The sequence below is a fragment of the Bacillus sp. LNXM12-1 genome (genome assembly GCF_003004375.1).
GTDB lineage: Bacteria > Bacillota > Bacilli > Bacillales > Bacillaceae > Bacillus.
The window spans coordinates 1203927-1216300 of sequence record NZ_PVWX01000001.1 but is presented as its reverse complement, the minus strand read 5'-3'; the positions used below and the strand labels follow the sequence as shown (position 1 = coordinate 1216300).

The window sequence follows — 12374 nt, the reverse complement described above, 5'->3', positions numbered from 1 at the left end:
AAGAGCTATGGCCTTATGGGCCTTAGCTCTTTTTTATAACCATTTTTTCGCTTTTTGTGTGTTGGCAAAATGCAGCTTTGTAAATTGACGTAAAGCATCTTCGCCGTGCAGCTTGATGAGCTTCGCTGCCGCCTTGTCCACATGAGGACCGGCTCCTTTTGGAATGTCAAAGCCTGCTGCTTTTGACAACTTATCCATTTCAATTAAAAAGGCGTACCTTGCAATAATGGAAGCCGCAGCAACTGACAAATGAATGCCTTCTGCTTTTGTGCTAAAGTACGTCCGCTCCCGAATGATTTTTTTCCCTGCAAGATGCTTGAAATAAATGCCCGGTTCTGCAAATTGGTCAATCAAAATAGCTTCGGGCTGCTTCCCGTCTAGTTTTTCTAGCACAGAGGTAATGACTTGGTTATGAAGCAGCGCCTTCATTTTTCCTTGACTCATGCCCTTTTCCTGCATCGCATTGTACTTTTCATTTCGGAGCACGAGAAGGCTGAACGGAATGGTTTTGATGAGATCTTTGGCAATATTGATAATCTGCGGGTCCTTTAGACCTTTTGAGTCTTTTACGCCAAGCTCTTTCATGAGAGCAAGCTGGCTGGCATCAACATAGGCGGCACAGACCGTCATTGGTCCAAAATAATCACCTGTTCCTACTTCATCTGAACCGATGACGGACATAGAAGCAATTCCTGACGGCGGACTGTATTTTGTGACAGCAGGTGCTTTTTGACTTTTCGTATCAGCTGCTTTTAAATGGCTGAATTGACTGGCTTCAGCTTCTGCCTTTTGTCCTTGAAACAGCACTTTTCCAGATCGATAGGCTGTAATCGTACAGCCAGGAACCTTTGCTTGAAAAAGGGCGCCTGGTGGTAAAGTATCAGTTAAGTGGTGCGCATACGCGCTCTTCATCTTTTTAAGGTCTTCTGATGTTGCTTTTAAGACGGATTGGGGCACAGTGGATAACTCCTTTTTACCTTGATATCATTGATTTCTAAAGTGTACCATAACAGGGAAGGGCTCGTCTTTCCATTCAATGTCTAAACATGTTATGATAGAGACTAGGATTCTCGTGGAATGGAGGAGAAACGTTGTCTGACGGCGGTAAAACGAAAACAACAGTTGAGATTTACGGACAGTCCTATACGATCATCGGTCAAGAAACGAAGATGCATATGCGACACGTTGCTTCAATTGTTGATGATAAAATGAGAGAAATAAATGAAAAAAATCCATACCTTGATATAAACAAATTAGCTGTACTGACAGCAGTCAATGTCGTCCACGACTACTTGAAATTAAAAGAGCAATACGAAAAACTAGAGATTCAGCTTAAAGAAAAGGAATGAAATTACCGTGATCGATATCATCATTTTGTTTTTGCTTCTTATGGGAACGCTTGTCGGTCTAAAACGTGGGTTTATTCTTCAATTGATTAAATTGATCAGCTTTGTTGTTTCTATCTTAGTGGCTTCCATGTTTTATCAGTCACTTGCACCACAGCTTACGTGGATTCCAGCGCCTAATTTTAGCGGCGGTCAAGCGCAGCTCGCTTTCTTTAGTGGGAATCTAGAAACAGCTTATTATAATACCATTGCGTTTATCATTCTGTTTATCTTGACCAAAATCCTGCTCGCCATCATTGGCGGATTGCTCACAACCATTGCAAGTATACCTGTGATTAAGCAGGTCAACAAACTGCTTGGCGGTGTTTTAGGATTTCTTGAAACCTATCTATTTGTGTTTATTCTCTTGTTTGTCGCTGCATTACTTCCAGTCGATGCACTGCAAACAATGATGAGCAAATCCATATTAGCAGATGTGATCGTAGGCAACACCCCTTATCTGTCCAGTCTTGTCAAAGACTTATGGACGACGTATGGAGTTTAAAAACTTCTCCTTTCTTGGAGAAGTTTTTTCTCATTCCATGACAGAAAGTTGTAGGATGAAGGAAAAGTTTGTATATTTATAAAGGAAGATGCCAAAGCGGCTGGAGGATGAGAGATGAATAAAAAAGATATTATCAAACTTCTTGAAACAATTGCAGTATATATGGAGCTGAAAGGAGATAATCCTTTTAAGATTTCTGCCTTTCGTAAAGCAGCAGCGGCACTGGAACAAGATGACCGCAGCCTTTCTCAAATAGATGATCTATTAGCATTACCCGGCATTGGAAAAGGAACCTTCGCTGTGATCACTGAGTATATTGAAAAAGGACAATCAGAAACACTCGAACAATTAAAAAAGGAAGTGCCTGAAGGACTTGTCCCGCTCTTAAAATTACCAGGACTTGGCGGGAAGAAGATCGCTAAGCTTTACCAAGAGCTTGGCGTCCACGATGCACAGTCGCTAAGAGAAGCATGCGAAGCGGAAAAGGTACAAGCACTTGCTGGCTTTGGCAAAAAAACAGAAGAAAAGATTCTCGCGGCTCTTGAGGAAGCGGGAAAGCAGCCGGAACGACTGCCAATTGGCTTTGCATTAGATGTGGCAGAGCGGATTGATCATGCGCTTGAAGAGACGAAAGGTATCATCCGTTTTTCAAGAGCTGGCAGTTTAAGACGTGCACGTGAAACCGTGAAAGATTTAGATTATATCATTGCGACAGATGATCCTGAGCAAGTCAGAGAGCAGCTCGTTGCACTTGATGATGTGAAAGATGTCATCGCAAGCGGTGATACGAAGGTATCTGTCATTCTTGCCCTTGATTTTGAGATCAGTGTGGACTTCCGGCTTGTGACATCAGACCAATTCGCGACTACGCTGCACCATTTCACTGGATCAAAAGATCACAATATTCGAATGCGTCAGCTTGCGAAGGAACGCGGAGAGCGCATTAGCGAATATGGTGTGGAAACGATTGAAACTGGAGAAGTGAAAACGTTTGAAGACGAGAGCGCTTTTTATGCGCATTTTCAACTTCCGCTCATTCCGCCAGAAATTCGTGAAACCGGAGCGGAGATTGATACGTATAAAGAAAGTATGCAGTTTGTAGAACTGAAAGATATCAAAGGCGACCTTCATATGCACTCGACATGGAGTGACGGAGCATTCTCTATTCGTGAAATGGCGGAAGCATGTATCGCAAAAGGCTATGAATACATGGCCATTACAGACCACTCGCAATATTTAAAAGTAGCCAACGGTTTAACAAAAGAACGTTTGCGTCTGCAAGCTAAAGAAATTGACAAGCTTAATCAGGAATTCGAGCATTTTCACATTTTCAAAGGGGTCGAAATGGATATCCTGCCGGATGGATCGTTAGATTATGATGATGACTTTTTAAAAGACATGGATTTTGTCATTGCGTCTATTCATTCTAGCTTCTCTCAGCCGGAGGAAGTCATTATGGAACGCCTTGAAAATGCCTTGCGAAATCAGCATGTCGATTTAATTGCACATCCAACAGGCCGTTTGATCGGCAGACGGGATGGCTATGCCCTAAATATAGATCAGCTCATAGAGCTTGCGAAGAAAACGGGCACTGCACTTGAGCTCAACAGTAATCCGTCAAGACTTGATTTGAAAACAGAGCATTTAATGAAAGCAAATGAAGCGGGTGTGAACATCATGATCAATACAGATGCGCACAACATCGCCATGCTGGAACATATGGAAGTCGGTGTAACAGCTGCAAGAAAAGGCTGGACACCAAAAGCAAATGTCGTGAATACTTTTACTCTAAACGAGATCAAAAAGTTTTTAACGCGTGACAGGTAGTCGTTAGGAGGCTGGACCATGCTGCAACAAAAAGTGTTAGCATCATTAGAATTTCATAAAGTAAAAGAAAAAGTGATGTCCTATACCGCATCCACATTAGGAAAAGAAAGAGCGCAGGATTTAACACCTCTGACGGATATAGAAACCATTCAGCATTTGCTGGAAGAGGTAGCAGAAGCACAAGATGTGATTCGCTTAAAGGGGTCTGCGCCATTTGGCGGGTTAACGGATATTAGACGCGCAGTGAAACGGGCAGAAATCGGCAGTACATTAAGCCCATCTGAGCTGATGGAAATCGCAGGACTATTATATGCGGTGAAAAATATGAAGCACTTTCTCACGTCCATGTATGAAGATGGAGTAGACATACCGCGCCTTCATACATATGCTGAGACGCTGATATTACTGCCTGAAATCAGAAAAGAAATCGAAAGCTGTATTGGTGATAATGGAGAAGTGCTTGATCATGCAACCCCTGCACTTCGTTCATTGCGCATTCAATTACGCTCACTAGAATCAAAGGTTCGTGATAAATTAGAATCGATGATTCGTTCACAATCGGCTTCGAAAATGCTGTCAGACACAATTGTCACCATTCGTAATGATCGGTTTGTTATTCCGGTGAAACAAGAGTACCGCTCGAATTACGGCGGAATTGTTCATGACCAATCATCATCTGGGGCAACACTTTTTATTGAGCCGCAAGTGGTCGTGGATGTAAATAACACCTTGCAGCAAACCCGTTTAAAAGAGAAGCAAGAGGTTGAAAAGATCCTCCAAATGCTGACAGAGAGCGTGTCAGAGCACATTGGGGAACTGCTTCACAATGTAAAGGAGCTGCAGACGCTAGATTTTATTTTTGCTAAAGCTAAATATGCAAAGGCAGAAAAAGCCACAAAGCCTGCTGTGAATGATCAAGGAGAGATCTATTTAAAACGAGCAAGACATCCTCTATTGCCTCGGGATCAAGTTGTCGCAAATGATATTGAGCTCGGCAAAGATTTTTCAACGATCGTGATCACTGGACCAAATACAGGGGGGAAGACAGTTACTTTAAAAACGCTGGGTCTTCTGACGCTGATGACACAGGCGGGCCTCCATATTCCAGTTGAAGAAGGCTCTGAAGTGGCTGTGTTCGACCAAGTCTTTGCTGATATTGGAGACGAACAGTCCATTGAACAAAGCTTGAGTACGTTCTCATCTCATATGGTCAATATTGTAGATATCTTAAAGCATTTGACATCTAACTCACTCGTGTTATTTGATGAATTAGGGGCAGGAACAGACCCAGCTGAAGGTGCGGCACTTGCGATGAGCATCTTAGATGAAGTGCATCAAACTAATGCACGCGTCATCGCAACGACTCATTATCCCGAGCTGAAGGCATATGGGTATAACCGGGAAGGCGTCACGAATGCAAGCGTGGAGTTTGACATTGAAACTTTATCACCAACGTACCGCCTGCTCATCGGTGTGCCTGGACGAAGTAACGCATTTGAAATTTCCAAACGTCTTGGTTTGCCTTACCACCTCATAGACCGGGCAAAAGCAGATATGCATGCAGAGCATAATGAAGTAGACCAAATGATTGCGTCATTAGAAGATAGTAAGAAACAAGCAGAAGAAGAACTGCATGAGACAGAAGTCTATAGAAAAGAAGCAGAAAAGCTTCATAAAGAATTGCAAAGACAAATTCTTGAATGGAATGAGCAAAAGGACAAACTGCTCGAAGAAGCTGAACAAAAAGCGAAAGAGAAAATTGAACAAGCATCAAAAGAAGCAGAAGATATCATTCAAGAGCTGCGTTCGATAAAAAGTGAGCACCGCTCTTTCAAAGAGCATGAACTCATCGATGCGAGAAAGCGTCTTGAAGAAGCGGTCCCTGAGTTTGACCGGAAGAAAAAGCCAGAGCCAGCGAAAAAAGCAGTAAGACAGCTGAAGTCAGGCGACGAAGTCAAAGTGCTCACCTTCGGGCAAAAAGGAACGCTGCTTGAACAAACAGGTGACAAAGAATGGAGTGTCCAAATGGGCATTCTGAAAATGAAAGTAAAAGAAAAAGACATGGAATTTATCAAATCAGCACCTGAATTTAAGCAAGAAAAAGCCATCACGGCAGTCAAAGGGAAAGACTATCATGTCTCGCTTGAGCTCGATTTAAGAGGAGAGCGTTATGAAAATGCCTTAAGCAGAGTCGAAAAATATTTAGATGATGCTGTATTAGCTGGTTATCCGCGCGTGTCGATTATTCACGGAAAAGGAACTGGCGCCCTCAGAAAAGGGGTTCAGGAATTACTGAAACAGCACCGAAGTGTGAAAAATGCTCGTTTTGGCGAACAAGGTGAGGGAGGATCAGGCGTCACCATCGTCGAATTAAAGTAAAAAGGAGAAAACGCATGAAAGCCTTTTGGGAAAATGAACTTGTGGAAATTGCCGCCTATTACAGCGTGGCCGTCCTATGTCTCGTCTTATTTCTAACCATTTTTGAACTCGTCACCTCCTATAAAAACTGGGAAGAGATCCAGCGGGGGAACTTAGCTGTTGCTATGGCAACAGGCGGGAAGATCTTTGGGATTGCGAATGTGTTTCAGCATTCCATCGCACAGCACAATTCCCTTCTTCAAATGGTTGGATGGGGCGTATACGGCTTTGTGATGCTGCTTGTCAGCTATTTCATTTTTGAATTTTTAACACCGCGATTTAAAGTAGACAAAGAGATTGAAAATGATAATAGAGCGGTCGGGTTTATTTCACTCATCATTTCAGTTGGGCTGTCTTACGTAGTAGCAGCCGGCATTTAAGGAGACGACATGGAAAAGCTAGCAAAAGTATTAATCGTAGTTGCCTGCACTTTTGCGGTCATTGGTGCCGTTTATCTGTTCCTGTGAAATGAAGAAAACAACGTTAGAGAGCTGTCAGGGAACCCCTTGGCAGCTTTTACCTCATCAAAGGCGGCGAATGACATGAAGCACATTCTGCAAAAAGGCGAACTAATCAAGCGCATTGATACTTGTCTTCAAATGACATCCCTTCCAAGAGACATATACGAACCGTATATTGCACGTCCATTTCAAACGTCAGGATTTTTTGATGATTTGAGTCCCTATATTCAGATCGATTCGAGTGGTTATATCCTCATTCAATATGAACGAGGGATGAAAATGCTGCATAAAAGAACAAAAGTGGCGGATGAAGTTATTTACTGGATTTTAGAAGACACCATTTTTCTCACGGTTTACATTGACATGATGAGGAAGCATCAAGTCGACAACATCCAGACGCATTTACCGAATGACCCTAGTATCCATCAACAGATCGTGGAAAGAGTCAACGAGTCATTTCGTGCAATCGGCGGTTTATATGAACAGTGGCATCATGAAGGAAAAAGAGCCTCTATAGAAACACCGGCGAAAAAGTAAAAGTGTGCAATTGAACCAAGCTCTATTAGAAAAAAGCAAACTGTCCTAAGGAAAAGTTTGCTATAATAAAATAGTACGAAAGTTCAGGAAGGAGGGTTTTTATGCAGTCAGATAAACGTTGGCTTCTGCATTACCCGAATCAAATTCCCCACGAACTCACCATCCCAAATGAAACATTACAATCTTACTTATTCAGCTCCGCAGAGGCTGCACCTGAGCATACAGCCATTCATTTTCTAGGAAAGAACATCACCTATGAACAGCTGCAAAAAGACGTATTGAAACTAGCCAGTCATCTGATGAAAATTGGCGTAAAAAAAGGCGACAGAGTAGCGATCATGCTGCCGAACTGCCCTCAATCGGTCATTTCTTATTATGCTGTTTTAATAGCAGGCGGCATCGTTGTTCAAACAAACCCGCTTTATACGGAGAAAGAACTGGAATATCAAATGGAGGACAGCGGCGCCAAAGTGCTGATCACGCTAGATCTGTTGTATCCAAAGGCTTATAAAATGAAAGCGCTGACAAGTATGGAACACTTAATCATTACCAAACTACAAGATTATTTACCATTCCCGAAAAACATACTGTTTCCTATTGTGCAAAGAAGAAAAAATAAAATGGTCATCCAAGTGGAGAAAAATGACACCATTCATCACTTCTCGCAGATCACGAAAGAATCGGCAGGTGAACAGCAAATTCCCGCACTTGCCTTTGAGCCGAAAGAGGATGTCGCTGTTTTGCAATATACCGGCGGAACGACCGGTTTACCAAAAGGGGTCATGCTCACACATGAAAATATTTTAGCGAATACTGAAATGTGCGCTTCCTGGATGTACAAAACGACCAGGGGGAAAGAACGCATCCTCGGCATCATTCCGTTTTTTCATGTCTACGGAATGACGACCGTCTTAAACCTTGCTGTCAAAGAAGGGCATCAATTGATTCTTCTTCCACGCTTTGATGTCGCAGATACCCTCAAAACCATTGAAAAACAGAAACCGACGCTATTTCCAGGCGCACCAACAATGTATATCGCCTTGCTGCATCATCCGAACATTGAAAAGTATGACCTGTCGTCCATCACTGCATGTCTAAGCGGCTCAGCGGCACTTCCTGTAGAAGTCAAACAAAGCTTTGAAAAATTAACAGGAGGACGCTTAGTGGAAGGGTATGGACTTTCAGAAACCTCACCCGTCACCCATGCTAACTTTTTATGGGGAGCGAACAAAACAGGCAGCATTGGCTGTCCGTGGCCTAATACAGATGCCGGTATTTATTGCGAGGAAACTGGAGGCCTAAAAGAACCATATGAGCATGGAGAAATCATTGTCAAAGGGCCGCAGATCATGAAGGGATACTGGAATCAGCCAGAGGAGACAGCGGCTGTATTACGAGATGGCTGGTTTTTCACCGGAGATATAGGGTATATGGATGAGGACGGTTTTTTCTATATCGTCGACCGGAAAAAAGATGTCATCATAGCGAGCGGCTATAATATTTACCCAAGAGAGGTCGAAGAAGCCCTTTATGAGCATGAGCTTGTACAAGAAGTCGTCGTCGCAGGTATTCCAGATCCGTACAGAGGAGAAACAGTGAAAGCATTTATTGTGCCGAAAAAGGATGCCTACTTAACAGAGGACGAACTTGATCGCTTTGTCAGGACGAGAATTGCCTCATTTAAAGTACCACGCGTGTATGAATTTAAAGAATCACTGCCTAAAACAGCCGTCGGGAAGATTTTGCGCAGAGTATTAATTGAAGAAGAAAAAAGAAAGCACGCTTCTTCATCTGAAACGCCTGCCGATCAACCGAAAACATAACGGTCTGCATCATCCGGTCCACCGGCCGGATGATTTGAATGTTGACCGCCTGCTCTGTTATGCTAAAGGTGGAAAAGAAACAAGAAGATCACTTGACAAATCGCCCGTTTCTTTTTAACATGAAGTTATGAATGAATACTCATTCAATTTAGAAAGGGACGAAGCACATTGAAGCAGAAAAGACCGAAGTACATGCAAATTATTGATGCAGCAGTTGTGGTGATTGCAGAGAACGGCTATCATCAATCACAAGTTTCAAAGATTGCGAAACAAGCAGGGGTAGCAGACGGAACCATTTATCTTTATTTCAAAAATAAAGAGGATATTTTGATCTCATTGTTCAAAGAAAAAATGGGACAATTCATCGAACGGATGGAAACAGATATTCAAAAGAAACCGTCGGCGAAAGAAAAGCTTTTACTGCTCATTGAGGAGCATTTTCGTATGCTTGCGCAAAATCATCATTTGGCTCTTGTGACACAGCTCGAACTCAGGCAGTCAAACCTTGAGCTGCGGCAAAAAATCAATGAGGTGCTGAAAGGGTATTTAAATATGCTCGAGTCGATTTTAGCAGAAGGAAAGAAAACAGGAGAATTTAGACAAAATCTAGATGTCCGCTTAGCGAGACAAATGGTATTTGGGACGATTGATGAGACCGCTACAACATGGGTCATGAATGATCAAAAATATGATCTTCCTGCACTCGCAGAAAACGTACGTGATCTACTCTTAAACGGAATACATCAATCTTAAAGACATTTTGAAAAAGGATGATTGACATGGAAAAGATACTCACCTTACATCATGAAGGACAGACAGCACTTATTACGATTCAGCATCCACCAGCAAACGCCTTATCTTCTCAGCTGCTCACCGAGCTAAATGACATGTTTGACCAGCTCGAACAAAATGAAGAAGTAAGAGCCATTGTGATCCACGGAGAAGGAAGATTTTTCTCAGCAGGTGCTGATATTAAGGAATTTACGACGTTACAGGAAGAGTCTGACTATTCAAGCCTTGCAGACAGAGGGCAGCAGGTCTTTGAACGGATAGAGCAATGTCCAAAACCAGTCATTGCCTCGATTCACGGAGCTGCATTAGGCGGGGGCCTTGAGCTTGCAATGTCTTGTGATATCCGAATCGCAACAAAAGATGCGAAGCTTGGACTGCCGGAACTAAACCTCGGCATCATTCCAGGATTCGGCGGCACGCAGCGCCTGCCGCGCTATGTTGGTTCGGCTAAAGCTCTGGAAATGATGGGTACAGCTGAACCGATTACAGGTGAAGAAGCATTCGCCTGCGGACTTGTTTCAAAGCTGGCAGAAACAGAGGAAGAGGCGCTTGAAGAAGCCAAAACACTTGCGGCAAAATTTGCAACGAAAAGCCCAAAATCACTCGAGTATGTGCTGGATTTATTGAACGCAACAAAATTGTATTCATATGATGGCGGAATGAAACTGGAAGCCAAAAAGTTCGGTGAGATTTTCCAATCGAATGATGCCAAAGAAGGTATCCAAGCCTTTATCGAAAAGCGCAAACCGAATTTTAAAGGGGAATAAGGGATTAGAACGACACAAGGGGGAGAAATGGATGAATATATTTGTTTTGATGAAGCGTACGTTTGACACGGAAGAGAAGATTTCCATTCAGTCTGGTGCAATTCAAGAAGATGGAGCAGAGTTCATTATTAATCCTTATGACGAGTACGCCATAGAAGAAGCCATCCAGCTTCGTGACGAGCACGGGGGAGAAGTGACCGTTGTGACAGTTGGCAGTGAGGATGCGGAGAAGCAGCTGAGAACAGCGCTCGCTATGGGCTGCGATCAAGCCGTTTTATTAAATGTGGAAGACGACTTAGAAGAGTGGGATCAATATTCAGCTTCTACGATTCTTTACCACTATTTAAAAGACAAAGAGGCTTCCTTAATTTTAGCAGGGAATGTGGCAATTGACGGGGGCTCTGGACAGGTTGCCCCGCGTCTTGCTGAATTACTTGGCTTTTCATATGTCACAACGATTACAAGTATTCAAATTGACGGAGGCTCTGCTTCGATTGAACGAGATGCGGAAGGTGACGTGGAAGTCATTTCTGCCGAGCTCCCGCTTGTCGTCACTGCCCAGCAAGGACTCAATGAGCCTCGCTATCCATCATTACCAGGCATTATGAAGGCAAAGAAAAAGCCTTTAGAAGAAGTGGAACTTGATGATTTAGATCTTGATGAAGACGATGTGCCATATAAAATCAAAACAATTGAACGTTTCTTACCGGAGAAAAAAGAGGGTGGCAAGGTGCTCAGCGGTGAGCTTCAGGATCAAGTCAAAGAACTGACAGATCTACTAAGAAACGAAGCAAAGGTCATCTAAACATCCGCTTTACGATATCACGAGAACAAGGGGGAACTTGAAAGATGAGTAAAAAAGTTGTTGTACTTGGAGAAAGTCGTGACGGTAAATTAAGAAATGTGACATTTGAAGCCATTGCTGCCGCTCATCAAGTGGCAGATGGCGGTGAAGTCATTGGCGTGTTAATAGGGGAAGACGTCAAAGACCTAGCGAATGAACTGCTTTACTATGGAGCGGATCATGTCATGATTGTGGAGCATCCGCACCTTTCATACTATACATCAGATGGTTTTGCGCAGGCGCTTCAAGCGATATTAGATCAGGTTGACCCAGATGCCGTACTCTTTGGCCATACGTCTATCGGAAAAGACTTGTCGCCGAAAATAGCTGCACGCTTGCAGACTGGCCTAATTTCAGATGCGATTGATGTAAGCGTTACCGGAGAACACCTCGTTTTCACTAGACCGATTTACTCTGGTAAAGCCTTCGAAAAAGTGATTTCAACAGATCGTCTGCTTTTGGCGACCATACGGCCAAACAACGTGGCACCTCTTGAGCGGGATGCCTCACGAAGCGGAGACATTACACCCGTTTCTGTCGATATTCAGAACCTGCGAACGATTGTGAAGGAAGTCATTAAAAAAACGTCAGAAGGTGTAGATTTATCTGAAGCAAAGGTCATCGTCGCCGGGGGACGCGGGGTCAAGAGCAAGGAAGGGTTTGAACCACTGAATGAACTCGCCGAAACGCTGGGCGCAGCAGTCGGTGCCTCGCGTGGCGCCTGTGATGCAGACTACTGTGATTATGCCCTGCAAATTGGGCAAACAGGTAAGGTCGTCACACCTGATCTCTATATTGCGTGCGGGATATCAGGGGCGATTCAGCATTTAGCCGGAATGTCTAACAGTAAAGTCATTGTGGCGATTAACAAAGACCCAGAAGCCGAGATCTTCAAAATTGCCGATTATGGAATCGTCGGTGATTTGTTTGAAGTGGTACCGCTTTTGAATGAAGAGTTAAAAAAGATGAATATCCACTCGTAACGCTCATACACTCAGAATGCCTAGGTATTCTG

The 12374-nt window shown here is 43.3% G+C and carries 12 protein-coding genes; 11 read left to right on the top strand and 1 reads right to left on the bottom strand.

All coding sequences use genetic code 11. From position 1 onward, the window contains the following. Window positions 1-33: 33 nt before the first annotated feature. On the bottom strand, window positions 34-912 hold the full coding sequence (gene rnhC, locus C6Y07_RS06410) for a ribonuclease HIII (protein ID WP_045210067.1): 879 nt from the start codon (window positions 910-912) through the stop codon (window positions 34-36). 179 nt (window positions 913-1091) lie between these two features. Here rnhC and zapA point away from each other — a divergent pair, with 179 nt between their 5' ends. The 11 genes from zapA (at window position 1092) to C6Y07_RS06355 (ending at window position 12342) form a co-directional block, all read left to right on the top strand. Further along, window positions 1092-1349, top strand: coding sequence for a cell division protein ZapA (gene zapA / locus C6Y07_RS06405; protein ID WP_012010831.1), 258 nt, complete (start codon window positions 1092-1094; stop codon window positions 1347-1349). 7 nt (window positions 1350-1356) lie between these two features. Continuing rightward, window positions 1357-1890 (top strand): CvpA family protein, encoded by a 534-nt coding sequence (locus C6Y07_RS06400; protein ID WP_034661786.1) that lies wholly within the window; start codon window positions 1357-1359, stop codon window positions 1888-1890. Window positions 1891-2004: 114 nt separating this feature from the next. Further along, window positions 2005-3717: a DNA polymerase/3'-5' exonuclease PolX gene (gene polX / locus C6Y07_RS06395; protein WP_066030574.1), complete on the top strand. Its 1713-nt coding sequence runs from the start codon at window positions 2005-2007 to the stop codon at window positions 3715-3717. Between the two features lie 21 nt (window positions 3718-3738). Then, entirely contained in the window at window positions 3739-6096 is a 2358-nt protein-coding gene (locus C6Y07_RS06390) for an endonuclease MutS2 (RefSeq protein ID WP_106156491.1), read from the top strand. A gap of 14 nt (window positions 6097-6110) precedes the next feature. Then, window positions 6111-6515: a DUF350 domain-containing protein gene (locus tag C6Y07_RS06385; RefSeq protein WP_007501637.1), complete on the top strand. Its 405-nt coding sequence runs from the start codon at window positions 6111-6113 to the stop codon at window positions 6513-6515. A 162-nt stretch (window positions 6516-6677) separates the two neighbouring features. Further along, window positions 6678-7133, top strand: a complete 456-nt coding sequence (locus C6Y07_RS06380; protein ID WP_106156434.1) for an immunity 63 family protein — start codon at window positions 6678-6680, stop codon at window positions 7131-7133. A gap of 101 nt (window positions 7134-7234) precedes the next feature. Beyond that, window positions 7235-8956 (top strand): AMP-binding protein, encoded by a 1722-nt coding sequence (locus C6Y07_RS06375; RefSeq protein ID WP_060596963.1) that lies wholly within the window; start codon window positions 7235-7237, stop codon window positions 8954-8956. A 168-nt stretch (window positions 8957-9124) separates the two neighbouring features. Continuing rightward, entirely contained in the window at window positions 9125-9709 is a 585-nt protein-coding gene (gene fadR, locus C6Y07_RS06370) for a fatty acid metabolism transcriptional regulator FadR (protein ID WP_003216590.1), read from the top strand. A 26-nt stretch (window positions 9710-9735) separates the two neighbouring features. Continuing rightward, window positions 9736-10515, top strand: coding sequence for an enoyl-CoA hydratase (locus C6Y07_RS06365; RefSeq protein WP_060596962.1), 780 nt, complete (start codon window positions 9736-9738; stop codon window positions 10513-10515). 31 nt (window positions 10516-10546) lie between these two features. Further along, window positions 10547-11320 carry an electron transfer flavoprotein subunit beta/FixA family protein gene (locus C6Y07_RS06360; protein ID WP_060596961.1) on the top strand — a complete coding sequence of 258 codons (774 nt, stop codon included), beginning with the start codon at window positions 10547-10549 and terminating at the stop codon, window positions 11318-11320. A 44-nt stretch (window positions 11321-11364) separates the two neighbouring features. After that, entirely contained in the window at window positions 11365-12342 is a 978-nt protein-coding gene (locus C6Y07_RS06355; protein ID WP_060596960.1) for an electron transfer flavoprotein subunit alpha/FixB family protein, read from the top strand. Window positions 12343-12374 lie beyond the last annotated feature (32 nt).

Coding starts and splice junctions, on each gene's coding strand:
- rnhC (WP_045210067.1), bottom strand. CDS start 912: ATGAAGAGCGCGTATGCGCACCACTTAACTGATACTTTACCACCAGGC.
- polX (WP_066030574.1), top strand. CDS start 2,005: ATGAATAAAAAAGATATTATCAAACTTCTTGAAACAATTGCAGTATAT.
- C6Y07_RS06385 (WP_007501637.1), top strand. CDS start 6,111: ATGAAAGCCTTTTGGGAAAATGAACTTGTGGAAATTGCCGCCTATTAC.
- C6Y07_RS06380 (WP_106156434.1), top strand. CDS start 6,678: ATGAAGCACATTCTGCAAAAAGGCGAACTAATCAAGCGCATTGATACT.
- C6Y07_RS06375 (WP_060596963.1), top strand. CDS start 7,235: ATGCAGTCAGATAAACGTTGGCTTCTGCATTACCCGAATCAAATTCCC.
- C6Y07_RS06365 (WP_060596962.1), top strand. CDS start 9,736: ATGGAAAAGATACTCACCTTACATCATGAAGGACAGACAGCACTTATT.
- C6Y07_RS06360 (WP_060596961.1), top strand. CDS start 10,547: ATGAATATATTTGTTTTGATGAAGCGTACGTTTGACACGGAAGAGAAG.
- C6Y07_RS06355 (WP_060596960.1), top strand. CDS start 11,365: ATGAGTAAAAAAGTTGTTGTACTTGGAGAAAGTCGTGACGGTAAATTA.